26 protein-coding genes and 1 tRNA gene are annotated in these 21,819 nt (G+C 51.9%); 8 read left to right on the top strand and 19 right to left on the bottom strand.

The window, feature by feature from the left end:
* Window positions 1–36 precede the first annotated feature (36 nt).
* The 8 genes from ACSBQN_RS13930 to mutY all read right to left on the bottom strand — a co-directional run bounded on the left by ACSBQN_RS13930 (window position 37) and on the right by mutY (window position 6,351).
* Complete coding sequence (locus ACSBQN_RS13930) at window positions 37–165, bottom strand: hypothetical protein (RefSeq protein WP_260474027.1); 129 nt, start codon at window positions 163–165, stop codon at window positions 37–39.
* Window positions 166–772: 607 nt separating this feature from the next.
* Window positions 773–1,057, bottom strand: coding sequence for a hypothetical protein (locus ACSBQN_RS13925; protein WP_354620637.1), 285 nt, complete (start codon window positions 1,055–1,057; stop codon window positions 773–775).
* 210 nt (window positions 1,058–1,267) lie between these two features.
* Complete coding sequence (locus ACSBQN_RS13920; RefSeq protein ID WP_434991717.1) at window positions 1,268–1,852, bottom strand: antirestriction protein ArdA; 585 nt, start codon at window positions 1,850–1,852, stop codon at window positions 1,268–1,270.
* Between the two features lie 309 nt (window positions 1,853–2,161).
* The gene (locus ACSBQN_RS13915) at window positions 2,162–3,424 is read right to left on the bottom strand and encodes a tyrosine-type recombinase/integrase (protein WP_434991716.1); all 1,263 of its coding nucleotides are present in this window, start codon (window positions 3,422–3,424) and stop codon (window positions 2,162–2,164) included.
* Between the two features lie 195 nt (window positions 3,425–3,619).
* Window positions 3,620–3,695: transfer RNA gene (locus tag ACSBQN_RS13910), tRNA-Phe, on the bottom strand.
* 174 nt (window positions 3,696–3,869) lie between these two features.
* A complete protein-coding gene (mltC, locus tag ACSBQN_RS13905; protein ID WP_152696885.1) occupies window positions 3,870–4,946 on the bottom strand; it encodes a membrane-bound lytic murein transglycosylase MltC in 1,077 nt (358 codons plus the stop codon).
* Window positions 4,947–5,015: 69 nt separating this feature from the next.
* Window positions 5,016–5,288 (bottom strand): oxidative damage protection protein, encoded by a 273-nt coding sequence (locus ACSBQN_RS13900; protein WP_004237812.1) that lies wholly within the window; start codon window positions 5,286–5,288, stop codon window positions 5,016–5,018.
* Between the two features lie 25 nt (window positions 5,289–5,313).
* Complete coding sequence (gene mutY / locus ACSBQN_RS13895; RefSeq protein WP_024472670.1) at window positions 5,314–6,351, bottom strand: A/G-specific adenine glycosylase; 1,038 nt, start codon at window positions 6,349–6,351, stop codon at window positions 5,314–5,316.
* A 228-nt stretch (window positions 6,352–6,579) separates the two neighbouring features.
* On the opposite strand from mutY, the gene trmB reads away from it, so the two are divergent.
* The 5 genes from trmB (at window position 6,580) to ACSBQN_RS13870 (ending at window position 10,548) form a co-directional block, all read left to right on the top strand.
* A complete protein-coding gene (trmB, locus tag ACSBQN_RS13890; protein ID WP_354632907.1) occupies window positions 6,580–7,299 on the top strand; it encodes a tRNA (guanosine(46)-N7)-methyltransferase TrmB in 720 nt (239 codons plus the stop codon).
* Entirely contained in the window at window positions 7,299–7,625 is a 327-nt protein-coding gene (locus ACSBQN_RS13885; RefSeq protein WP_015422519.1) for a YggL family protein, read from the top strand. The genes trmB and ACSBQN_RS13885 overlap by 1 nt, the downstream gene beginning before the upstream one ends.
* Before the next feature lie 106 nt (window positions 7,626–7,731).
* A complete protein-coding gene (gene glsB, locus ACSBQN_RS13880; protein WP_024472668.1) occupies window positions 7,732–8,658 on the top strand; it encodes a glutaminase B in 927 nt (308 codons plus the stop codon).
* Window positions 8,659–8,702: 44 nt separating this feature from the next.
* On the top strand, window positions 8,703–9,431 hold the full coding sequence (locus ACSBQN_RS13875) for a DUF2884 family protein (protein ID WP_004237819.1): 729 nt from the start codon (window positions 8,703–8,705) through the stop codon (window positions 9,429–9,431).
* Window positions 9,432–9,591: 160 nt separating this feature from the next.
* Window positions 9,592–10,548: a siderophore ABC transporter substrate-binding protein gene (locus ACSBQN_RS13870; RefSeq protein ID WP_004237820.1), complete on the top strand. Its 957-nt coding sequence runs from the start codon at window positions 9,592–9,594 to the stop codon at window positions 10,546–10,548.
* A gap of 57 nt (window positions 10,549–10,605) precedes the next feature.
* Here ACSBQN_RS13870 and hemW read toward each other — a convergent pair whose 3' ends face one another.
* The 4 genes from hemW to ACSBQN_RS13850 all read right to left on the bottom strand — a co-directional run bounded on the left by hemW (window position 10,606) and on the right by ACSBQN_RS13850 (window position 13,665).
* Window positions 10,606–11,736 carry a radical SAM family heme chaperone HemW gene (gene hemW, locus ACSBQN_RS13865; RefSeq protein WP_024472665.1) on the bottom strand — a complete coding sequence of 377 codons (1,131 nt, stop codon included), beginning with the start codon at window positions 11,734–11,736 and terminating at the stop codon, window positions 10,606–10,608.
* A complete protein-coding gene (gene rdgB, locus ACSBQN_RS13860) occupies window positions 11,729–12,325 on the bottom strand; it encodes an RdgB/HAM1 family non-canonical purine NTP pyrophosphatase (protein WP_036409707.1) in 597 nt (198 codons plus the stop codon). The genes hemW and rdgB overlap by 8 nt, the downstream gene beginning before the upstream one ends.
* 12 nt (window positions 12,326–12,337) lie before the next feature.
* Entirely contained in the window at window positions 12,338–12,886 is a 549-nt protein-coding gene (locus ACSBQN_RS13855) for a YggT family protein (protein ID WP_004237823.1), read from the bottom strand.
* Window positions 12,887–12,966: 80 nt separating this feature from the next.
* Window positions 12,967–13,665 (bottom strand): YggS family pyridoxal phosphate-dependent enzyme, encoded by a 699-nt coding sequence (locus tag ACSBQN_RS13850; protein ID WP_004238783.1) that lies wholly within the window; start codon window positions 13,663–13,665, stop codon window positions 12,967–12,969.
* A gap of 21 nt (window positions 13,666–13,686) precedes the next feature.
* On the opposite strand from ACSBQN_RS13850, the gene ACSBQN_RS13845 reads away from it, so the two are divergent.
* On the top strand, window positions 13,687–14,709 hold the full coding sequence (locus tag ACSBQN_RS13845) for a type IV pilus twitching motility protein PilT (RefSeq protein ID WP_024472663.1): 1,023 nt from the start codon (window positions 13,687–13,689) through the stop codon (window positions 14,707–14,709).
* A 28-nt stretch (window positions 14,710–14,737) separates the two neighbouring features.
* Here the strand turns inward: ACSBQN_RS13845 and ruvX are convergent, their stop codons facing one another.
* The 4 genes from ruvX to rsmE all read right to left on the bottom strand — a co-directional run bounded on the left by ruvX (window position 14,738) and on the right by rsmE (window position 17,490).
* On the bottom strand, window positions 14,738–15,160 hold the full coding sequence (gene ruvX, locus ACSBQN_RS13840) for a Holliday junction resolvase RuvX (protein WP_036409711.1): 423 nt from the start codon (window positions 15,158–15,160) through the stop codon (window positions 14,738–14,740).
* Window positions 15,160–15,723, bottom strand: a complete 564-nt coding sequence (locus tag ACSBQN_RS13835; protein WP_024472662.1) for a YqgE/AlgH family protein — start codon at window positions 15,721–15,723, stop codon at window positions 15,160–15,162. Before ACSBQN_RS13835 ends, ruvX begins: the two co-directional genes overlap by 1 nt.
* A gap of 75 nt (window positions 15,724–15,798) precedes the next feature.
* Window positions 15,799–16,749, bottom strand: coding sequence for a glutathione synthase (gene gshB, locus ACSBQN_RS13830; protein WP_024472661.1), 951 nt, complete (start codon window positions 16,747–16,749; stop codon window positions 15,799–15,801).
* 9 nt (window positions 16,750–16,758) lie between these two features.
* Window positions 16,759–17,490 carry a 16S rRNA (uracil(1498)-N(3))-methyltransferase gene (gene rsmE / locus ACSBQN_RS13825; RefSeq protein ID WP_024472660.1) on the bottom strand — a complete coding sequence of 244 codons (732 nt, stop codon included), beginning with the start codon at window positions 17,488–17,490 and terminating at the stop codon, window positions 16,759–16,761.
* Between the two features lie 241 nt (window positions 17,491–17,731).
* Here rsmE and ACSBQN_RS13820 point away from each other — a divergent pair, with 241 nt between their 5' ends.
* Complete coding sequence (locus ACSBQN_RS13820) at window positions 17,732–18,385, top strand: prepilin peptidase (RefSeq protein ID WP_201893370.1); 654 nt, start codon at window positions 17,732–17,734, stop codon at window positions 18,383–18,385.
* On the opposite strand, the gene ACSBQN_RS13815 is transcribed toward ACSBQN_RS13820, so the two are convergent.
* Together ACSBQN_RS13815 and ACSBQN_RS13810 are read right to left on the bottom strand one after the other, a co-directional pair.
* Complete coding sequence (locus ACSBQN_RS13815; RefSeq protein WP_024472658.1) at window positions 18,365–18,976, bottom strand: DsbA family protein; 612 nt, start codon at window positions 18,974–18,976, stop codon at window positions 18,365–18,367. The two genes, ACSBQN_RS13820 and ACSBQN_RS13815, sit on opposite strands and share 21 nt — an antisense overlap.
* A 20-nt stretch (window positions 18,977–18,996) precedes the next feature.
* Window positions 18,997–19,833: an MBL fold metallo-hydrolase gene (locus ACSBQN_RS13810; RefSeq protein WP_227989274.1), complete on the bottom strand. Its 837-nt coding sequence runs from the start codon at window positions 19,831–19,833 to the stop codon at window positions 18,997–18,999.
* Between the two features lie 155 nt (window positions 19,834–19,988).
* Between ACSBQN_RS13810 and ACSBQN_RS13805 the strand changes: the two genes are divergently transcribed.
* Complete coding sequence (locus tag ACSBQN_RS13805) at window positions 19,989–20,915, top strand: LysR family transcriptional regulator (protein WP_354632906.1); 927 nt, start codon at window positions 19,989–19,991, stop codon at window positions 20,913–20,915.
* Here ACSBQN_RS13805 and ACSBQN_RS13800 read toward each other — a convergent pair.
* The gene (locus ACSBQN_RS13800; protein WP_024472655.1) at window positions 20,905–21,819 is read right to left on the bottom strand and encodes a LysR family transcriptional regulator; all 915 of its coding nucleotides are present in this window, start codon (window positions 21,817–21,819) and stop codon (window positions 20,905–20,907) included. The two genes, ACSBQN_RS13805 and ACSBQN_RS13800, sit on opposite strands and share 11 nt — an antisense overlap.

Below are 21,819 nucleotides of genomic sequence, written 5' to 3'. Positions count from 1 at the left end.
CGGCTTACTTTTTACAAAAAGAGAGTATTTAGCTGTTTAAGAGAGCCATTCTTTCTGTTGTTTTTTCAACCATTCATTATAATAGTCTGAATATTCCTCATCCCGTCCACCAGTCTCTTCAATCCACTCTTCATATTCCTGACTGTCTTTAAAGTCTTCTGACATGATTTACTCTCCAAAAATATCGCCTATATACAAACAGACAAAATTAGATACTTCAAGTGACAGCATAGCGAAACCTGACAGAGAGTTAAAATCGTTATTAACGATCGAAATAATGAAATTGATCTGTATTTTCTATCAATAATGGCGATCAATTAATTAAAATCAATAGTTAATAGCTATCAATTTGTTGTTGTCGATCGGTATCGCAGATCAATTCATATTAAGGCAGAGATAAAAGCGTCAACATAATCAATGGCGTAAAAAATAGCGAAAATAGCTGATAATGTTGGTTTTTTATAATCTGTGAGTGAGCTTCTGCCTTGATGCTGACAAAGATGATGGTATTTTGTCTGTAGATAACTGTACTCAGTTAAAGTGTTGCGAAGGTATTTGCACATACCTGTATTATCCGGGATGGAAACCATCTTTTTACTGTGAGCTATTTGGCTGCGCTGTAGCATGGTTGCTGGCTTATTTATGAAACCAGCGTGATATATGCTTACCTCAGATCTCTTGTTATCTCATCGCTCCCGCGTCAGGAAATATAAAAAAATAAATGTACGGTAAAACGGATACCTTTAAGGTATCCGTTTACTGACTCTGTCAGCTAATTAAAGGTATGTCCGCAGGATGCGCATTTAAAACGGTCGAAGAGCATACCGTCCAGTGAAGAGCCGGTGACGGCACCGATAGCAGCCCCGGCGACAAAACGGCTGAGCAGCATGGCGATATGAGACCCTGACAGGGTATTGATAACAGGTTGTTCTGATTCAGTATCTGTTGCATTTAAGGTACCGGATACGCCGCCGAGGATTGCACCTCCTTTTTTACCGATATGCCGCTCATGGGTATAAACAGAATGACATAACGGGCAACGGATAAAATTTTCCATTAATAGTGTCCTTTTTGGTTTGGTTAAAATAAAAAAGCCCTTCTCGATGAAGAGAAGGGCTTTCTGTCAGATAGGTATTAGGCAATAAAATATGTTATGGCTAAATAGTGAGCATGATTACATTTTTAGCCGTAAGCTATTCCGGAATGAGGGCGTTCAGGATGTTGTGTTACGATGATGAGCTTCCTCGCTATAACACGGTTATCCTGTCTACCCGTCCGTATGATAAACATATCCTCCACCGTAAAAAATTCCCCCTTGTTCAATGCAGATATCACGTCCATAGCGTTCATAATCAAAGTAATGTGCTAAGCCACCGAATTGTGCCAAATCATAACAGCCGCTTTCCTGAATCCAGTAATAGCCCAGGTCGTATTCATTATTCACATGGTCTAATCGCTGAATAACCGCTAAATTACCGGTTAAATTAATCAAATCATGAATTGAGCTCACTGAGTCACCGATTTCAATCGCTGCCTGATAAAGACGCATTTCATCATGCGATAATGCAGCTAACTGAGTAGCTAATTCATTCAACTCCTCTAAAGCGTTATATTCTGAAATATAGGAAGAAAGGCCATCAATTGAGGACTCATAGTCCGTCAGGAAATACTCTTCATAGCGAATGCCATCAATACCAATACGGGCTAAACAGTATTCGATCTCTTTTGAGGTTGCCGGAAGCTCAAGCCACTCACCAACCAGTTCACCTTCGTTATATTTTCCTAAATTCGTGATAAAAACAGAAATCATCCCCGATTTTAGGCATGGGGAAGCCGTCGCAGTTATGCACATATTCATTTCCTATTATTGATGTCTTGCGTTTTTATAAACAGCGATATTTTGAGAAAGGGGACGATCCCCTTCACTCAAAACGGAGATGTCGATATGGCTGAAAAATAGCCACGGGCTTTAAAAATTAATTAATAACTTTTTAGATCAGGATGATGAATTGGCTCATAGAGCCGACAACACGATATGTTTTCTGTCATGATGTCCCTTCGGGTTGGTCAAAACGAAAAGAGCCTCTGTCCATCAGGACAGGGGCTTTCAGTGGTATAAGTTTATTGAATAAGACGTATTACGATAAAGTGTTAACTAGGATTACTTAAAAGGATTATTCACTTTCGCATAATCAAAAGGTGAAATAGTTTGTTCTCGGTTAGCATCCAGAAAATCAGCCCACCATTGCAGCATCAGTCTGCGTTCCTCGAGAAACTCCGCCTTGTGAATATAAGCTGCACGTACACCATTACGCTCCTGGTGGCTCATCTGACGCTCTACCGCATCTCTTGACCATAATCCTGATTCAATCAATGAACTACAGGCCATAGCTCTGAAGCCGTGACCACAAACATCAACCTTCGTATCGTATCCCATAAGTCGTAATGCATTATTTACCGTGTTTTCACTCATCGGCTTCCAGGGATTGTGATCACCCGTGAAGATCAATTCATGCTCACCGCTGATAGTGTGAATCACCCGGAGAATATCCAGCGCCTGAGTTGAAAGCGGAACCAGGTGCTCTGTACGCATTTTTGAGCCACGATGAGAGAATTTTACACCTTCAATCGGTTTTCGTTCCGAAGGGATAGTCCACATGGCTTTTTCAAAATCTATCTCAGGCCAGCGGGCAAAGCGAAATTCACTGGAGCGGATAAATATCAGCAAAGAAAGCTGTGTTGCCAGTCTGGTCATGATTTGTCCCCGGTAAGTATCAAGATGTTCCAGTAACTCAGGTATCCGACTCAGTGGCAATGCAGGTCTGTGCTGCCGTTTAACTGTGGCCAGCGCCCCCGCCATATCGGTAGCGGGATTATAATCAATGATCCCGGACTGTGCGGCATATCGCATGATAGCGGAAATTCGCTGTTGAAGACGGGCTGCTACTTCATAAATCTCTTTTGCTTCAGCAGCTTTAACCGGAATAAGCAAATCAGGTGTTTTCAGTGATGTAATATCCCGTGAACCAATATAAGGGAAAACATGCGTCTGAAGGCTTTTCCAGGTTTTTTCCCTGTGGGATTCGGACCAGGTTTTGTTGCTTTTATGCCAAAGTCCGGCAATGGCTTCAAAGCTTTGTGAAGCGTCTGGTAAAGCTTTCTTTACCCGTTTCTGTTCGCAAGGGTCGATACCCTCAGCAATCTGCTTACGTGCGCTGTCTCTTTTATCACGTGCGTCAGAAAGGGACAATTCAGGATAAATTCCCAGAGCCAATGTTTTTTCTTTTCCCTGAAAGCGATAGCGGAGTCTCCAGTAACGTGAGCCATTGGGATGAACAAGCAAAAACATGTTGCCGGAATCAGCAAGTTTATAGGGTTTTTCTTTCGGTTTTGCAGCCCGAATCTTAGCGTCAGTAAGTGCCATAAAAGGGGTCTCCGGAAGGCGGGAGGGTACAAATTCCTGTCGAATCAGGGTATACCCTCATTTGTACCCGCGCAAGCGACTTGATGCGGGTAGAATTTGGTTGAGTTGGGTTGAATGAAGAACTACGGAGAAGTAGATATCTGGCGGGCTTTACAAACTAAAACGGACCTCCGTAGAGGTCCGTTGACATGAATTTGGTGCCCGGACTCGGAATCGAACCAAGGACACGGGGATTTTCAATCCCCTGCTCTACCGACTGAGCTATCCGGGCAACGAGGCGTATTAAACCCGATTCCGTTCGGGGCGTCAATCTTATTTCCTTCAAATTTAATCAAGTGCCGGTTTTTTCTGCAATTTACTGAAATTTTAATCAGTAACGTCTGTTTTTACGGCATAACACGTAAAATTACCGGCGGACAACTGCGGATGCTGTCCGCCGGAAAGCTTAACGACGGTAACCTTTCTGCAGGTCGTTTACTTTGCGCAGGTAATTGCGGGATTCTCCGGACGGGTGTTTCGTCGTCAGGGTTTCATACACTTTACCCGGCTCCATCCCGCTGATAATGCGGGCGGCCTGTTTCTTATCACTGTGGAAGACACGCAGCACACTGCCCGCACCGCCGTTGTAGGCAGTGATCACCGCATAGCGCCGTGATGTCGGGTTGCTGATCTCACCGAGGTAGGTATTCTGCAGAATCGCCAGATATGCCGTACCGGTATCGATATTACTTGCCGGGTCAAACAGATAGCTGCGGCTCGGTACACCGGAGCGGCCCTGAGATTTAAACACATCGCGTCCGGCGGTGTTCGGCATAATCTGCATCAGCCCCAGTGCATCAGAGCGGCTGACCGCATACGGGTTAAAGCTGGACTCCGTCTGCATAATCGCAAGGATCAGAGACTCTTCCACACCGTATTTGGCCGATGCCTGACGAACCAGCGGCAGGTATTTGTGAGCACGCTGGTCCAGATGGTTCGGCACCAGTTTCAGGGTGATATAGGTGATCATCTGTGAGCCGGACTGGCGGCGCTGCAGGTGGTTGGTCACCAGATAATCTGCGAATTTGGTAGCGCGCCACTCCCAGCGGATCGGCTGCCCGGTATGATCAAGCACCTGGCCGAACAGGAAAGGCTCTTTACTGATAGTGACATCGTTGGCGTCAGAATAGAGGTCAACCGAGCCCGGATCCTCTCCCATCAGCAGGGTATTGATAATCGCCTGACGCAGATGCGCTTCCGGCTCAACACCCGCCAGAGTCTCAATGGTGACGGTACCGGCATCAAAGTTGATATGGGAGCGGGTGTAGTACTGATCGGTGTATTTGACATAATCTTTCGGACCGGCGATCAGAACTTCTTTTATACCCCAGATATTTTCAATGTTATGGGCAAACTGACCCATCAGAATATCAAATCCGTTGGTATCCTTAACATATTCAGGACGGTAATCCGTCTGTTCCTGTGAACCGGTACAGGAAGCCAGCAGCGGCGCAATAATGATCAGTGCAGCAAGTTTTTTCATGGGTATAAATACGGTGTGATCCGGGTTCAGATACAACATCAGAGCCGGGAAAGGGCTCTGATGACAGGGTTATTTTTCAGGCGGTGTGTAGCCTTCAATGTGGATATCGTGGCCTTCAAACAGGAATTTGACCATCTCCTGTTCCAGCAGTTTGCGATCATCCGGGTTCATGGTGCTGAGTTTTTTCTCGTTGATCAGCATGGTCTGTTTGGACATCCACTGCTGCCAGGCTTCTTTGGAAATCTCATTAAAAATACGTTTGCCTAATTCGCCCGGATAGAGCTGAAAATCCTGGCCGTCAGCTTCACGCTGAAGAAAAGTGCAAAAAATTGTTCTGCTCATGTAACATCCTCAAAAATGGGGTTCTTTACCCGATCTGCTTAAGCAAGGTTTCCACCGGGGCGGCCAGGCCGATCACCGGCGGATTTTGGCTGTTATACCAAATCCCGTCGCTGTCGTCATGGACTGCTGTGCGATCGGTGACGTTTGCGGCAACGGGCACAATATCCAGGTGAAAATGGCTGAATGTGTGGCGGAAGGCAATCAGCTGCTGTAAGGGTGAGTGACTGATACGGCGCTGTGCCAGCCAGTCGTGCATGGCGTCTTCCGTTGCAAACTGCGGAAAACTGTATAATCCGCCCCAAATCCCTTTTGCCGGGCGCTTTTCCAGCCAGATCTCATTATCATGCTGAATGATAAGAAAGTAAGCTGTTTTTTCCGGGATTGATTGTTTCGGTTTTTTGCCGGGATACGCCGCCGGGTTGTGCTCTGCATAGGCAATGCAGCCGGACTGCAGCGGGCATAACTCGCACTTTGGTTTGCTGCGTGTGCAGACCATCGCACCCAGATCCATCATTGCCTGATTAAAATACTGCACACCGTCAGCCGGGGTCACATCTTCGGCGATCGCCCAGAGACGGTTTTCCACCTCTTTTTTACCGGGCCAGCCGCTGACGGCATAACAGCGCGCCAGCACCCGTTTTACATTACCATCCAGAATCGGGAAATGCTGATTCTGAGAAAGTGACAGAATCGCGCCTGCGGTTGAACGCCCGACACCGGGCAGGGCAACCACGTCCTCAAACGTGACCGGGAACTGTCCGCCGAATTCAGAAGCAATAGTCTGCGCCGCTTTGTGCAGATTGCGGGCACGGGCGTAATAGCCGAGCCCGGTCCATAAATGCAGCACTTCATCAAGTGGTGCGGCAGCCAGGTCAGTGACTGCCGGAAACCGTTCAATAAAGCGGTTAAAATAAGGAATAACCGTTGCCACCTGGGTCTGCTGTAACATCACTTCAGAGAGCCAGACATGGTAAGGGGTCTTCTCCTGCTGCCAGGGCAGATTTTTTCTGCCGTAGCGGTGATACCACGTCAGAACCGATTGCGAAAATTGCTGTGCTTCCATGAGAATAAAATAATAATTGAATAGTTTTAATTGACGGGAATTCCAGCACACTGTTTTGCGACTGTAAACCAACTTTTACCTGAAATTGTGCGAAAGAGGATGATTAACCGGTGCGAAGTCGGTTGTCTCTTGCTAAACTTGCCGCACTTTGCGTGTGTCAGCGCAGCGCAGCCCGTTGTGCCGGACACATTATGATTTATTTTTGCCGGGATACTGACAGCAAACCTTATGATCAACAATGTAATTTCGCCGGAATTTAATGAAGACGGCAGAGCCCTGCGCCGTGTCCGCAGTTTTGTGCGCCGTCAGGGACGGCTGACCAAACGTCAGGAAGATGCCCTGACAGACCTGTGGCCGTCAGCGGGGGTGGATTTTACCCCGGAACTGCTGGATTTTACCGCGCTGTTCGGGCGTGATGCGCCGGTCACACTGGAGATCGGTTTCGGCATGGGCGCCTCTCTGGTGGAGATGGCGAAACAAAATCCGGATAAAAACTATCTGGGCATTGAAGTGCATGCTCCGGGTGTCGGTGCCTGTCTGGCGGATGCGCAGGAAGCCGGGGTGACGAACCTGCGGGTGATGTGCCATGATGCCATCGAAGTGCTGGATAAAATGATCTCGGATAACAGCCTGCATATGGTGCAGCTGTTCTTCCCTGATCCGTGGCATAAGGCCCGCCACAATAAACGGCGCATTGTTCAGCTGCCGTTTGCGGAAAAAGTGCGGACAAAACTGACGCAGGGCGGTATCTTCCATATGGCGACAGACTGGCAGCCGTATGCGGAGCACATGCTTGAGGTCATGACTCAGGCACCGGGTTACCGCAATCTGTCAGCAACACAGGATTATGTACCGCGTCCGGATACCCGGCCGGTCACGAAGTTTGAAAAACGCGGCCATCGCTTAGGCCATGGCGTCTGGGATCTGATGTTTGAGAGGATGAAATAATGGCAACACAACGTAGTCGTCGATTACGGAAAAAAATGCGTATCGATGAGTTCCGCGAACTCGGTTTTTCCTTCAAATGGGACTTCCCGGAAGGCACTGATGTCGACACTATCGACCGCACCGTTGACCAGCTGGTTGAGGAAGTGATCGAGCCGAACGGCCTGGCGCTGGATGCCAGCGGTTACCTGAGCTGGGAAGCCATGGTCTGTTTACAGAAAATCGGTGAATGTACCGATGAGCACCGTAAGCTGGTGGGTGACTGGCTGAAAGCCAAAGGGATGCAGAACATTCAGATGTCTGAACTGTTCGATATCTGGTGGGACTGAGATAAATTTCTTACCACGCTAATTATTAATAAGGGCACCTGAAAAGGTGCCCTTATCTCTCTCCGGCCTCCGGATTTAAGGCGTGCTGTATTTTGGAGTAACAACCTTGACCACACACTTTAGTAATGAACTGCTGGACGATATCTTACACTGTGTCCGGCCGCTGATTGGCTCCGGTAAAGTGGCGGATTATATTCCGGCGCTGGCGGAAGTCTCACCTGACAGGCTGGGGATCGCGGTGTGTACCGTGGACGGGGAGATTTTTTCCGCCGGTGATGCGTATCAGCGCTTCTCTGTGCAGTCCATTTCCAAAGTGCTGAGTCTGACACTCGCGATGACGCGTTATAAGGAATCGGAGATCTGGTCGCGGGTCGGCAAAGAGCCGTCCGGTCTGCCGTTTAACTCACTGGTGCTGCTGGAGATGGAAAAGGGTATTCCGCGCAATCCCTTTATAAATGCCGGGGCGATTATTATCGCGGATATGCTGCAGTCCCGCCTCAGTGCGCCGCGTCAGCGGATGCTGGAGTTTGTCCGCAAACTGACCGGCAGTCAGGATATCACTTATGATTTGCAGGTGGCACGTTCTGAACTGGAGCACGGCAGCCGCAATGCGGCTATTGCTTTCCTGATGAAATCCTTCGGCAATTTTGAGAATAATGTACTGACTGTACTGGAGAACTATTTTCACTATTGCGCACTCTCAATGAACTGTGCTGAACTGGCAACCTGTTTTGCATATCTGGCCAACGGCGGTGTGCCGCTGGGCGGCAACGAGCCGGTGATCACGCCGTTACAGTCACGGCAGATAAATGCCCTGATGCTGACCTGCGGGATGTATGACGGCTCGGGGGAGTTTGCTTACCGGATAGGCATGCCCGGTAAATCCGGGGTCGGCGGCGGGATCGTCTGTGTGGTGCCGGGCGAGTTTTCTGTGGTGGTCTGGTCACCGGAACTGGATGATTCAGGGAACTCTTTGGCCGGTTGCGCTGCCTTAGAAATGTTATCTGCAAAAATCGGGCGCTCTATTTTCTGAACCCGCCGGGTTCAGCGTCCGCTGTCTGAGAATCAGGAGTGTTTATGTTACGTAAATGGATTGCCGTTCTGAGTCTGGGTGCCGCGTCGCTGGCATCTGCGGAAGGGTATCAGTGCAGTGTCACCCCGCAGGATGATTTGGTTATCACACCGGCCTATGTGCAGGTGATCGGGAAAAGCGGGGAAATGAAGATCACCCCTGACGGGCAGATCACCCGCGACGGCAAATCCCTGACACTCAGCGCCGCACAAAGTGCGGATGCAAAACGCTACCAGTCAGGTGTGCGTCAGGATGTGCCGTGGATAAAACAGCAGGCGGTGAACCGGATCGGTAAATCCCGTCAGGCTGTGGATAAAGTGCTGATCAAAGAGATGGGGCAGGACAGCAAACTGCGCGGCCATCTGACAACCCTGGAAGCGGATCTGAATAAACAGGTTGATCGGATCATTGAAACCCGTCCGGATGGTTATGCCTTCCATCATCAGGCGATTAAGCAGGTGGAGCAGGACGGACGGGCGCAGATCCAGCAGCGTCTCGGTGGTATGCTCCAGGATGCTATCAATGAAATCGGCCGCAAACAGCTGCTTGCCGGGCTGACCGGTGACAAAAGCGCCGCCGGTGCGGCACTGAGCGGGCTGGACGGGTTACAGAAATCCTTACAGCAGGCCGTGCGTGAACAGGAAGATGATTTTAAACAGTTCAGCAAACAGGTGTGCGGCAAAGTCACTACCCTGGAACAGCAGCGTATTCAGCTGATAAATTCCCTTAAGTAATATAAGGTTACCGGTACATTCTGTGCCGGTAACTGCTTTTTTAACCGATCAGGTTCAAATAAATGGTAATTGTTATGATAATGATTCTTATTTGATTGACATGTTTCGGCTTCTGCCTAGAATGAACTGCGACGTTAAACGCATTTAATCAGGCAGGAACATGAAAAAGATCATTCCGTTAGTGTTAATTCCGTTTTTAGGCTTTGCCTCCGCTTCCGCGCTGGCTGACTCCGCGCCGAAATATACCCCGAATCATATTGCCGCCGTGGCGGATAAAAGCCCGCTGCTGACCATCGAACATCAGTCGGGCTCTGCGAAAGTGGCACAAAAGCCATCCCGCGTGGTGCTGTTTGACTTTGGTGTGTACGACACCATGAATAAGCTGGGACTGGCTGACAATGTTGTCGCGCTGCCGCTGGGCAATCTGCCGTCATATCTGAAAGGTCAGGTGGACAGCAAAGTCGCTGATGCAGGCGGAATGAAAACGCCGGACCTGGCAAAAATTGCAGAACTGAAGCCGGATCTGATTGTGATCACCGGCCGTCAGGGCAAATCATTTGATGAACTGAACAAAATCGCGCCGACAGTGAACCTCGGTACCGGCGGTGATGATTATCTGGCAGCGGCAGAGGCGAATATTACTCTGATCGGTCAGCTTTATGATATTGAGAAGAAGACCGCAGAAGAGCTGGCCGCGCTGAATAAAACCGTTGCTCAGGCTCAGGAAAAAGCCGCCAAATCCGGTAAAAAAGTGCTGGTAATGCTGCATAATGACGGAAAATTATTCCCGAATAAACAGCCGGTTGTCTATCAGGTGGTGAAAGCGGCCGCTGTTGATATTCCTGTTGATCCGAAAGCAGAGAAAGATAAGCGCCCGCTGGTGACACCGGAAATGGTGGCAGAGCTGAATCCGGATGTGATTCTGGTGATTGACCGCAGCGCGGCGATTGGTGCAGGGCAGTGGGATAAAGCGGCCTTTGAAACCGATGGCGTGAAAAAGACCAATGCCTTTAAAAATGACAAAATTATCGTGTTACAGCCGGATCTCTGGTATCTCTCCGGCGGCGGGCTGGATAGTCTGAACCGTCAGGTGCAGGCCGTGGAAAGCGCGCTGTAATCAGCTGATTCATATAAATAATAAAAACCCGGACGTGAAAGCGACCGGGTTTTTGTTTTATAAAAACCGTTCCAGCAGTGTATTGAGGAATAACTTGCCGTGTTCGGTTATCTGCCAGTGGGTTGCGGTTTCAGAAATCTCACCGGCATTCAGTGCCGCTTCAATCTGCGGACGAACCACGGATTCCGGCAGTCCGGTGTAATCGGTGAAATCCCGGCGCGGCATCGCTTCCAGCAGGCGGAACCGGTTCATAAAGAACTCAAACGGCCGGTCTTCTGTTGCCACCTCATTTTGCTGATCAAGATAGCGCCCTTCCATATAACCGCGCGGATGTTTGGTTTTGACTGTCCGCAGAATGCGTCCGTCAGCAAACGAAATTTTGCCGTGCGCACCACAGCCGATCCCGAGGTAATCCCCGAAACGCCAGTAATTGAGGTTATGCTGACACTGAAATCCCGGTTTTGCATACGCGGAAGTTTCATACTGCACATAACCGGCCTGTGTCAGTAGCTGATGGCCTTGTGAGAAAATATCCCACAGAAGATCGTCATCCGGCAGCACCGGCGGGCGGGAGCCGAAGCTGGTGTTCGGTTCAATCGTCAGCTGATACCAGGACAGGTGCGGCGGTGCGAGTTCAATCGCCTGGCGCAGGTCACTGAGCGCTTCGCCGAGATGCTGCTCCGGCAGCCCGTGCATCAGGTCGAGGTTAAAACTGCGCAGTCCGAGTGTCGCCGCGAGCCGGGCAGCCCGTTTGGCTTCTCCGGCATCGTGAATGCGCCCGAGGCGGATCAGTTTGTCATCACCGAAGCTTTGCACACCAATGGAAATACGGTTGATACCGGCTTTCTGGTAGCCGCTGAAACGACCGGCTTCCACAGTGCCCGGGTTGGCTTCCATGGTCACTTCCGCATCCGCTGCGACAGGGATACGGGCACGTACGCCGTCCATCAGTGTCTGCATCGCTTCCGCACTCAGCAGGCTGGGGGTGCCGCCGCCGATAAAGACAGTGCGGATTTCGCGTCCGGCAACCAGCGGCAGATCGGCATCCAGATCCGCCAGAAGATGTGCCACATAATCATCATGCGGCACTTCACCTTTCAGCGCGTGAGAGTTGAAATCACAGTAAGGGCACTTCTGAACACACCACGGAATATGAATATACAGACTGAGCGGGGGAAGCTTACCCATTACGCAGGGCTTCCGACAGCAGTGCCAGCGCTTTGCCGCGGTGAGACATAGCCTGTTTCTCTTCCGGACGCAGTTGTGCGGCGGTTTTGTTCAGTTCAGGCAGCCAGAAGACAGGATCATAACCGAAACCGCCTTCACCCTGCGCCTGCTCTGCGATCACACCGGCCCAGCGGCCATGACAGATGATCGGGGTCGGGTCGTTATCGTGACGCATATACACCAGCACACAGTTGAAGTGCGCCTGACGCTGCGCCGCCGGTACGCCGTCAAGGGCGGCCAGCAGTTTTACGATATTGGCACCGTCGTTGCCGTCAGTCCCGGCATAGCGGGCGGAGTAGATCCCCGGCGCACCACCGAGGTAATCGACGGAGATCCCGGAGTCATCCGCAATGGCCGGTAAACCGGTTACTTTCGCTGCGTGACGCGCTTTGATAATGGCATTTTCAACAAATGTCAGGCCGGTTTCCTCAACGGAGCCGACTCCCAGTTCTGTCTGTGCCACCACATCCATACCGGCATCCGCCAGCAGTGAGGCCATTTCGCGGACTTTTCCGGCATTGCCGGTAGCTAAAACAATTTTGCGGGTCATATCAGCGCCTGATTACATAAATATCCACTGAACAATATCGTTATAGAGATAGCCCAGTGCATACAAAATAAAAATGACAATCATTGCAGAGAAATCAATGCCGCCCATCGGCGGAATGATACGGCGGAACGGCGACATCAGCGGCTCGGTCAGCTGCATCAGCACATAATCCACCGGGTTGCGGCCCTGGCTGAACCAGCTCAGCAGCGCGCGGGCGAGGATCACCCAGAATACCGTCATACCTGCAAGATAAAGAAGGTTAAAGAAAGCGACTAACAGCATCAGCCCGCCGAGCTGCCCCTGAAAACCGGCCAGAAACCACGGAAAAAGCAGTTTCAGCAGTACGGCAACATAAGCCACCAGCACAGAGGCTGTATCAATCGGGCCGATAGCCGGAATAATACGGCGCAGCGGACGGACAACCGGCTGTGTGGCTTTCACGACAAACTGGGCAAACGGATTATAAAAGTCCGCGCGCGCCCATTGCATCCAGACACGCAGCAGTAAAATCGTGGCATAGGCATGCAGGAGCGTGGTGACAACAAAATTCAGTGTTTGCATCGGTGAAATCCTTAACAGAAAACAAATTAACCGGTTTGTGATAACGCACTAAGGTACCGGAAGGTCATGATACCGAATGATCAGGATACAGAATAGTTACGCGCACCGAAAATTGCAGTACCGATACGTACCATGGTCGAACCACAGGTGATAGCGGCGTCCATATCGTCGGTCATACCCATCGATAACGTATCCGCCTGCGGGTAATTCCCCTGCAGTTCACGGAAAGCGGCTTCCATCTGACGGAAAACCGCAGACTGGCGCTCAGGATCCGTTTCCGGTGCCGGAATTGCCATCAGCCCGCGCAGACAGACATTCGGCAGGGCCGCAACCTGCTCTGCCAACGCCGGTAATTCCGCAAGGGTGATACCGGATTTACTGTTTTCATCACTGATATTGATCTGGATAAGCACATTCAGCGGCGCTTTGTCCGCCGGACGCTGGTCACTCAGGCGCTGGGCGATTTTCAGCCGGTCGATGGTATGACACCAGTCAAAATGCTCCGCAACCAGACGGCTTTTATTAGACTGCAGCGGCCCGATAAAGTGCCATTCCAGATTTTGATTCGCGGAGAAATACTGAATTTTTTCAACGCCTTCCTGGACGTAGTTTTCACCAAAGCGGGTTTGCCCGGCAGCTATCGCTTCTTCGAGCGCGCTCACAGGTTTGGTTTTACTGACGGCAAGTAAGGTCACTGTGTGTGGATCGCGGCCGCATTTTTGCGCCGCAGCGGTTATACGTTCTCTGATTTCTGTCAGATTGTCTTTTATTGGTTTCATGATGATCCGGGAGATAACCTAATGAATATGGATAATTTAATCGCCCTTAGTGTAAAGCATAATGCATCCGATCTGCACCTTTGTGTTGGTCAGGTGCCGGTGTTACGGGTGGATGGAGAGCTTTTTTCGCAGACACACTGTGCGGCGGTAACCGATGACGCACTGCGCGGCTGGGTAAAGACGATCCTCGACCAGGCAAATTACCACAGATTGATGACAAAAGGGCAGGCGGATCTTGCGTTGTTTATCCGCGATCAACCTTTGCGGGTGAATATTTTTATGGCGGGGGGATTGCTGAACGCCGCACTGCGGCTGATAAGTCCGGTGGTTCCCTCTCTGGAGGATATCCTGGCGCCGCCGGTGTTTGCCGGGCTGCTGTCAAAGACGCAAAGCGGCCTGATTCTGGTCACCGGGGCGACCGGCAGCGGAAAATCAAGCACGCTGGCAGCAATGCTCAGCTATATCAATCAGCACTTCCGGCGGCATGTGATTACCCTGGAAGACCCGGTGGAGTTCCGTCACCGCAGCAGGCAGTCGCTGATCCGCCAGCGGGAAATCGGCCGTGATTGTGAGGATTATCAGCAGGGGCTGACAGCCGCGCTGAGACAGGATCCGGATGTGATTATGCTGGGGGAACTGCGGGATGAGGCGGCTATCCGCCTTGCCCTGACGGCGGCGGAAACCGGGCATCTGGTGCTGAGCACGCTTCATACGCGCGGAGCTATTGCTGCGATTGAGCGGTTGACGGATGTATTCAGCGGTGCGGAGAAAAACCGGGTGTGCAGCCAGCTGGCAGGCAGTCTGGTGGCAGTGCTGAGCCAGCATCTGGTGGCAAAACAGGGCGGAGGGCGCTGTGCATTGTTTGATGTGCTGATCAATACCCCGGCGGTGGCGAGTCTTATCCGTGATAATAAAGCGTATCAGATTGCCTCTCACCAGCAGTCAGGCGCACAGTCCGGGATGATGACGGAGGAGCAATGTCTGCAATGGCGGCGTGGCAGAGGGGAGATAGCCGGGGAGGCGGGCGCGGTACCGGCATGGTAAACAGTACCGCGTGCCCGGAGCGGGATAGTCAACCGTAAAGCTGTTCGAACCAGCTTTCAAGGATAATCACGGCAGAGGCAGAATCCACTTTGTCTTTGCCGAGGGCGCGGTAGCCGCCGTCTGCAAACAGATTGGCGCGGGCTTCCACTGTGCTGAGGCGTTCGTCATGGAGTTCAGCGCGGATCCCGAAACGCCCGTGCAGGCGGTCGGCGAATTTTTTCGCCTGATTAGTGACCAGCTGCGGCGTTCCGTCCATATTGAGCGGCAGGCCGACAACCACATAATCCGGCTGCCATTCACGGAACACGGCGGCGATCAGCTCCCAGTCAGGAATTCCCTCACGGGCTTTCAGTGCCGCCAGCGGGCGGGCGGTGCCGGTGATGGTCTGACCGACAGCCACACCAATGCTTTTGGTGCCGAAATCAAAGGCAATCACAGTATTGCTGCTCATTATGCGTGTCCGGCCTGTTGTGCAATGGTGTAAATATTCACGCCGATACCGGCGGCGGCTTCGCGCCAGCGGTCGGGCATAGGGGTACGGAACAGCAGGCGCTCGCTGACATCCGCCACCAGCCAGCTGTTCTCCATGATTTCCCGCTCCAGCTGACCGGCCGTCCAGCTTGAGTAGCCGAGCGTCATCAGGTAGTGCTCCGGCTGCTCTGCGGTTCCCAGAGTTTCCAGCACATCTTTTGAGGTGGTCAGAAACAGGTCATCGGTCAGGCGGGTGCTGGCGGCGTACTTTTTATCACCGGAGTGCAGGACGAAGCCGTGCTCTTCGGAAACAGGGCCGCCGACCAGAACCGGTTTTTCCAGCGACTGGCTTTCTTCACGGATGTCCGGGGAGATTTTCAGCTTTTGCAGAATTTTACCGACAGACAGCTGTTCGATCGGTTTATTGATCACCAGTCCCATCGCCCCGTTTTCATTGTGTTCACACAGATACACAACTGAACGCGCAAAATACGGATCATCCAGCGAGGGCATAGCAATGAGAATATGATGTTGTAAGTTCATAACCTTCTTTTCAGTCTGCCCGCAGACCGGAAAAAACGGCCTGCGGGTGTGAATGTACGGACACAGCGCCGGCTGTTACCGGCCGAGACGTTTTTCAATGGCATCCATCAGCATGCCGGTGACAGAAACGTCCGGTTGTGCGGCTTCAATTTCGCGGGCACAGGTCGGGCTGGTTACGTTGATTTCAGTCAGGCGGTCGCCGATTACATCGAGGCCGACAAAAATCAGACCTTTTTCTTTGAGGACCGGTGCTACGCTGCGGGCAATGGCCCAATCGCTCTCACTCAGCGGACGCACTTCACCGTGACCACCGGCAGCGAGGTTACCGCGTGTTTCGCCTTTGGCCGGGATGCGCGCCAGGCAGTAAGGAACCGGCTCGCCGTCCACCACCAGGATACGCTTGTCACCGTCTTTGATGGCAGGCAGGAAGTTTTGCGCCATGCAGAAAGTATGGCCGTGACTGGTCAGGGTTTCGATAATCACACCGACGTTAGGGTCATCCTGTTTCAGACGGAAAATAGACGCACCACCCATGCCGTCGAGCGGTTTGAAAATCACATCACCGTGTTTTTTGTGGAACTCACGCAGACGCTGCGCACTGCGGGTGACCAGGGTGTCCGGGGTCAGATCGGCAAACCAGGCGGTGAACAGTTTTTCGTTACAGTCGCGCAGGCTCTGCGGTTTGTTGACGATCAGAGAACCGGCACTTTCCGCGCGTTCCAGGATATAGGTGGCGTAAATGAATTCAGTATCAAACGGCGGATCTTTGCGCATCAGAATGACATTCAGTGTGCCCAGCGCGATATCCTGCTCACTGCCGAACTGATACCAGCCGGCCGGGTCTTCTTTCACCGTCAGAGTACGGGTACGGGCACGGGCAACGCCCTGATGCAGATAAAGGTCATTCATCTCCATATAATGGATTTCATAACCACGGCGCTGTGCTTCGAGCAGCATCGCGAAACTGGTGTCTTTCTTGATTTTGATGGAATCGATAGGATCCATCACAATACCGAGCTTGATCATTTTTTCTCCTTAACCCAGATCGCCGAAACGCACCTGCAATGCGGTGATTGCAGTGAGCGCGGTGGTTTCTGTGCGTAATACACGCGGCCCTAATAATATGTCGGTAAACTGATGACCGGCGGTCATCGCGATTTCCTCTGCTGACAGCCCGCCTTCCGGGCCAATCAGCAATCGCACTTTAGCGGTTTCTGCGGGCAGAGTATTGATACTTTGTGATGCGCGCGGATGTAAATTTATTTTCAGAGCATCATCATTTTCTGCACACCATGCTTCCAGGGTCTGCACCGGGCGGATCTCCGGAATCATGTTACGTCCGCACTGCTCGCAGGCGGCGATGGCAATTTTCTGCCACTGCTGCTGTTTTTTCTCCAGCCGTTCACCGTCCAGTTTAACACCACAGCGTTCAGAGATCAGGGGGGTAATAATCTGAACACCCAGCTCAACGGATTTCTGAATGGTGAATTCCATTTTTTCGCCGCGTGACATCACCTGTCCGAGGTGGATAGACAGCGGGGATTCGCGGTTGTCGTCCTGCTCATCTGTCACACGGACGGACACACTTTTTTTGCTGATATCCGTAATTTCGGCATTAAAAATCCGGTTGGTGCCGTTAAACAGGATCAGGGAATAGCCGGTTTTCATCCGGAGCACACGGGCAACATGGTTGGCGCCGTCATCTGTCAGTTCTGTCACCAGGCCGGGGGTTAAAGTGCCGGGGTGATAAATGCGCGGGATCCGCATGAAAATATCCTTTACGTTCTGCCGGCACGCTGCCGGTTGATACACATTGCCCCATGATAATAGAGGGGGGATCCTCACTGCAAGCATCAGCCGGGATCATTACATGCCGGAGTAACTGTCAATATTGCGTGTTGGGCCGAAAAAAAATGTAATTCGGCTGTAATCAGGGAAAAAAACGTGTCTTTCCCGGGACGGTCAGGCAGGCTGCGGATATCGCAACAGGGAAAGCCGCGGGGAAAACATGGACGGGCTGATTATGATTATCTGGGGAGTATTTTTGCCGCTGCCGCTGAAAGCCGGGACGGAATATATTCTGCGCCATTACTATCAGTATCCGCAGCGGTTGCCGGGCGGGTGGCTGTATCTGCACTGCCTGTTATCCGGTGTGCTGATTGTGTTCTGGTCAGACGGACAGGGCGTGTATGTCCTGTTTCTGACACTGCTGTTTTTGTGTCTGGTAATGCTGTTTCATATTGATAACGCAGTATTTTATCTGCCGGATAAACTGGTGTTCCCGGTGCTTTGGGCCGGATTGTTGTTTCAGAATGAGGTCCGGCTGGTGACGCTCTCTTCCGCGTTGTACGGGGTGATCGGCGGTTTTTTTCTGCTCTGGTGTGTGGCGGAAGGTTATGCCTGGTGCCGGAAAAAAAGCGGACTGGGCGGCGGGGATATCAAACTGTTTTCTGCCTCCGGGGCCTGGGTGGGGGCGGAACAGCTGGCGCTGTTGCTGATGCTGGCCTGTGTGTCCGCGCTGGTGGTGTCCGGGATGCAATATTTACGTTACCGCTGTTATCATCACCGGCGATGCGGCCCGCGCATTATTGCCTTCGGGCCGCATTTAATTGCGGGAATGATTATGGTGATGGGGCTGATGTCAGGCAGTCGTTTTCAGTAACGGGATCAGCCTTTCCCAGTGCGATTCCGCACCGAGTACAGCCTGGTTCGGGATATGCTGAAATGCGCCGTCCTCTTCCAGCAGCAGGGTCGGGAAACCGCCGGTCGGGTTATGCACAAATAACTGACGGCTCTCGTTAATATGCTGCTCAGTATTATCAGACTGAATATTGCTGATACCCAGTTTATCCGCCAGTCTGCGCAAAGTATCGCGGTTAAGCGGCAGCCCGTCCTGATAATAGGCTTTCTGGCAGGCTTCCAGCATGTCAATGCCTTTACCGGACTGCGCCTGTGCACTGAGAATGGCGGCAATCGGCGGCACGGAATCCATCACCCACTCCTGATTTTTCAGCAGGGTGTAAAAGGCATCGGTAAACGGCTGTCCGGTCAGCTGAGTGATGCGCTGATTGTGATTGCGGATCATCTCCCGCATGCTGTCATCTGCCGGGCGGCGCTGTGAGCCGGTGATCATTCCGCCGCCGTGCAGGGCGATCGTCACGCCCTGCTTATGTGCGGCCTGAATAAACGGCGCGATACCATAACACCAGCCGCAGAGCGGATCATAAATATAGTGCAGCGTTTTTACTGACATTCTGTTTTCCTTAAATCAGATTACTGCGGCCAGCGCATTTCGCCTTTGAGCACTTTGGCACTCAGTTCGAGGCTTGATTCATCCGCCAGGGCCGGGTAAGCGGCTTTCAGTGTGCTGATCATCTGCTGTGAGTCCTTACTCTCTTTCAGAGCGGCTTCCGCACGGGTCAGATAATCGGCGGTAAAGGTAATGGCAGCCGGTGAAAAATGGCTGTTACCGATATAATGGCCGGGCACCACAGTGGCAGGATGTTTGTCCTGCATACTTTTCAGCGACTGCTGCCAGTACTGACGGGATTCCGGGGTTTGCGTATCTGCCAGCCAGACATGGATATTCTCTGAAACCAGCACACCGCCCATCACTGCGGACAGTGACGGCACCCATACATAACTGCGCTCCGGCGCCGGGCTGTTCAGTCCCTCAATCAGAATACTTTCCCCTTCCAGCATAATGCGGTTGCCCTCTAACGGCTCCGGCACAATGATACTCTGCGGGGCATTCTCTTTCAGAACAGGTCCCCAGTAAGCCAGTTTGCCGTCTTTACTCTCTTTAATCAGTGCGACGGTCTGCGGAGTTGCCACAATCTTAGCCTGCGGGAAGGCTTTTTTCAGTTCATCCAGACCGAAATAGAAATCCGGATCAGAATGGCTGATATAAATGGTGGTCAGCGTTTTACCGGTCGCACGGATTTTATCCGCCAGTACCTGAGCATCATCTTTCTGAAACTGGGCATCAATCAGAACCACCTCATTTTTGCCGCTGATGATTTCAGAGGAAACCGGGAAGATACTTTTTTCGCCGGGGTTATACACTTCCAGCGACAGCGGTGCGGCGGCAGTGACAAAAGAGGCACCCATCAGGGCGCTGAATACCAGTGAGGTACGGATTGCAGAAGTCATAGTGTTATCCTTTTTACAGGTGAGTCGTTAAGATGACGCTATAATAAGTTGCATAATCCGCCGGAAAAACCCCATAATCCGGTCTTCATTGTTGCATAAACCGGACAAATAAAATGGACAGGATCACTGCCGCTCAGGTTTTTATTGCCATTACCGAACAGCGCAGCATGAGCAAAGCTGCGGATATACTGGGAATGTCCCGCGCGATGGTCACGCGCTATCTGGCCGAAATGGAAAACTGGGCCGGTGTGCGGTTGCTGAACCGGACAACCCGCAGTCTGACGCTGACCTCCGCCGGTGAAGCGGTGCTGACGCAAAGCCGGGAATTGCTGTTACTGGCAACGGCGATTGCCCGTCCGGTGGTGACGGAAGATGAGGCGGTCAGCGGCCTGGTGCGGATCACCTGCGCCCAGTCACTGGCGATGGTGGCACTGTCGAAGGCGCTTGTGCAGTTCCGGGCCCGCTATCCGGCCGTTGCTGTCGATGTGCAGGTCACAAATAAAGCGATCAGCCTGGTGGAGGAGCGTATTGATCTGGGGATCCGCATTACCAACAATCTCGAACCAAACCTGATCGCAAAGCCGCTTTCCCGTTGTGATTCTGTGGTCTGTGCGTCACCGGCCTATCTGGAAAAACACGGGTACCCGCCGTCACCCGAAGCACTCAGTGAACTGACCTGTCTGACCTATAATTTTTACGGCCGCAGTCTGTGGCTGTTTGAACGGGATGAACAGGTGATTTCTGTCCCGGTAAGCGGGGTGCTCAGTGCCAATGAATCCACTTTTCTGCTGGAAGCAACGCTGAACGGGGAAGGTATTGCATTGCAGCCTTACTGTTCGGTGTATGAACATCTGAAAACCGGGCGCTTGGTGCGCTTGTTTCCGGAATACCGGCTGCCTGCGCTCGGCATTTACGGCATTTATACCAGCCGCGAGCATATGGCGCGGCCGCTGCGCCTGCTGCTGGATTTTCTGGCAGAGTGGTTTACGCATTCACCGGACTGGCTGCCGTATCTGCTGGATGAAAAAACTAACCGGTAACCCGCTTTAACTGCCGCAGAACGGCCTGCATATGCTGGCGGAGATGGGTGATAAAAATATCTGTCAGTACAGAATGCGGCCTGTGCAGCGGGCGGATCAGGCTCACGGTGAACGGAATATCCTCACTGAACGGGCGGACACAAATTCCGCTGCAATCCATGGCAGTCATCGGGTTAACGACAGACATCCCCAGCCCCTCTCTGACCATGGCACATACCGAGGCGGCACTGTGTGTTTCCATTATCATCCGGCGCGGGATCTGTTTTTCACTGAACAATGCATCGATTTTCTGCCGGTAACTGTCTGCAACGGATAAGCTGATAAAATTCTGCTGCGCAAAATCAGCAGGGGTCAGTACTGATTTGCTGCACAGCGGATGTGATTCCGGCAGCACACAGACTTCACTGAGCGTGAGCAGAGTTTCCTGCAGAGTGCCGGGCGGCGTCAGCTGATGTTCGGTGATTCCGAGGTCATAACGCTGGGCGGAGAGCCACTCTTCAAGAAGCGGTGATTCCTGCGGGGCGATTTCAAAATTCACATCCGGATACTGCGCATGAAATGTGCGGCAGACCGCGGGCAGTAATGACTGAGCGAAGGCGGGCAGACAGGTGATTGCCAACTGGGCATGCTGAAACTGACGGATGCTCTCCGCTGCCCGGCTGATGCGCTCGAGCCCGTAATACGATCGTTCCACTTCCTCAAATAATCGCAGCCCCTGTTCTGTCGGGTGCAGGCGGCCTTTGATGCGGTCGAAAACACGGAACCCGAGGATTTTTTCGAAACGGGCAAGCTCCCGGCTGACAGTCGGCTGTGAGGTATGCAGCAGTTGCGCGGCATCCGTCAGGCTTTTTGTTGTCATAACCGCGTGGAAAATATCAATGTGACGCCAGGAGTAGTGTTCCAT

Source organism: Morganella sp. B601, from assembly GCF_051172335.1.
Classification (GTDB): Bacteria; Pseudomonadota; Gammaproteobacteria; order Enterobacterales; family Enterobacteriaceae; genus Morganella; species Morganella morganii.
Note: the sequence above shows the minus strand (reverse complement) of the source record. Positions and strands in the feature narration are given on the sequence as shown.

Coding starts and splice junctions, on each gene's coding strand:
- ACSBQN_RS13930 (WP_260474027.1), bottom strand. CDS start 165: ATGTCAGAAGACTTTAAAGACAGTCAGGAATATGAAGAGTGGATTGAA.
- ACSBQN_RS13925 (WP_354620637.1), bottom strand. CDS start 1,057: ATGGAAAATTTTATCCGTTGCCCGTTATGTCATTCTGTTTATACCCAT.
- ACSBQN_RS13920 (WP_434991717.1), bottom strand. CDS start 1,852: ATGTGCATAACTGCGACGGCTTCCCCATGCCTAAAATCGGGGATGATT.
- ACSBQN_RS13915 (WP_434991716.1), bottom strand. CDS start 3,424: ATGGCACTTACTGACGCTAAGATTCGGGCTGCAAAACCGAAAGAAAAA.
- mltC (WP_152696885.1), bottom strand. CDS start 4,946: ATGAAAAAACTTGCTGCACTGATCATTATTGCGCCGCTGCTGGCTTCC.
- ACSBQN_RS13900 (WP_004237812.1), bottom strand. CDS start 5,288: ATGAGCAGAACAATTTTTTGCACTTTTCTTCAGCGTGAAGCTGACGGC.
- mutY (WP_024472670.1), bottom strand. CDS start 6,351: ATGGAAGCACAGCAATTTTCGCAATCGGTTCTGACGTGGTATCACCGC.
- trmB (WP_354632907.1), top strand. CDS start 6,580: ATGATCAACAATGTAATTTCGCCGGAATTTAATGAAGACGGCAGAGCC.
- ACSBQN_RS13885 (WP_015422519.1), top strand. CDS start 7,299: ATGGCAACACAACGTAGTCGTCGATTACGGAAAAAAATGCGTATCGAT.
- ACSBQN_RS13875 (WP_004237819.1), top strand. CDS start 8,703: ATGTTACGTAAATGGATTGCCGTTCTGAGTCTGGGTGCCGCGTCGCTG.
- ACSBQN_RS13870 (WP_004237820.1), top strand. CDS start 9,592: ATGAAAAAGATCATTCCGTTAGTGTTAATTCCGTTTTTAGGCTTTGCC.
- hemW (WP_024472665.1), bottom strand. CDS start 11,736: ATGGGTAAGCTTCCCCCGCTCAGTCTGTATATTCATATTCCGTGGTGT.
- rdgB (WP_036409707.1), bottom strand. CDS start 12,325: ATGACCCGCAAAATTGTTTTAGCTACCGGCAATGCCGGAAAAGTCCGC.
- ACSBQN_RS13855 (WP_004237823.1), bottom strand. CDS start 12,886: ATGCAAACACTGAATTTTGTTGTCACCACGCTCCTGCATGCCTATGCC.
- ACSBQN_RS13850 (WP_004238783.1), bottom strand. CDS start 13,665: ATGAAACCAATAAAAGACAATCTGACAGAAATCAGAGAACGTATAACC.
- ACSBQN_RS13845 (WP_024472663.1), top strand. CDS start 13,687: ATGAATATGGATAATTTAATCGCCCTTAGTGTAAAGCATAATGCATCC.
- ruvX (WP_036409711.1), bottom strand. CDS start 15,160: ATGAGCAGCAATACTGTGATTGCCTTTGATTTCGGCACCAAAAGCATT.
- ACSBQN_RS13835 (WP_024472662.1), bottom strand. CDS start 15,723: ATGAACTTACAACATCATATTCTCATTGCTATGCCCTCGCTGGATGAT.
- gshB (WP_024472661.1), bottom strand. CDS start 16,749: ATGATCAAGCTCGGTATTGTGATGGATCCTATCGATTCCATCAAAATC.
- rsmE (WP_024472660.1), bottom strand. CDS start 17,490: ATGCGGATCCCGCGCATTTATCACCCCGGCACTTTAACCCCCGGCCTG.
- ACSBQN_RS13820 (WP_201893370.1), top strand. CDS start 17,732: ATGGACGGGCTGATTATGATTATCTGGGGAGTATTTTTGCCGCTGCCG.
- ACSBQN_RS13815 (WP_024472658.1), bottom strand. CDS start 18,976: ATGTCAGTAAAAACGCTGCACTATATTTATGATCCGCTCTGCGGCTGG.
- ACSBQN_RS13810 (WP_227989274.1), bottom strand. CDS start 19,833: ATGGGTGCCTCTTTTGTCACTGCCGCCGCACCGCTGTCGCTGGAAGTG.
- ACSBQN_RS13805 (WP_354632906.1), top strand. CDS start 19,989: ATGGACAGGATCACTGCCGCTCAGGTTTTTATTGCCATTACCGAACAG.
- ACSBQN_RS13800 (WP_024472655.1), bottom strand. CDS start 21,819: ATGGAACACTACTCCTGGCGTCACATTGATATTTTCCACGCGGTTATG.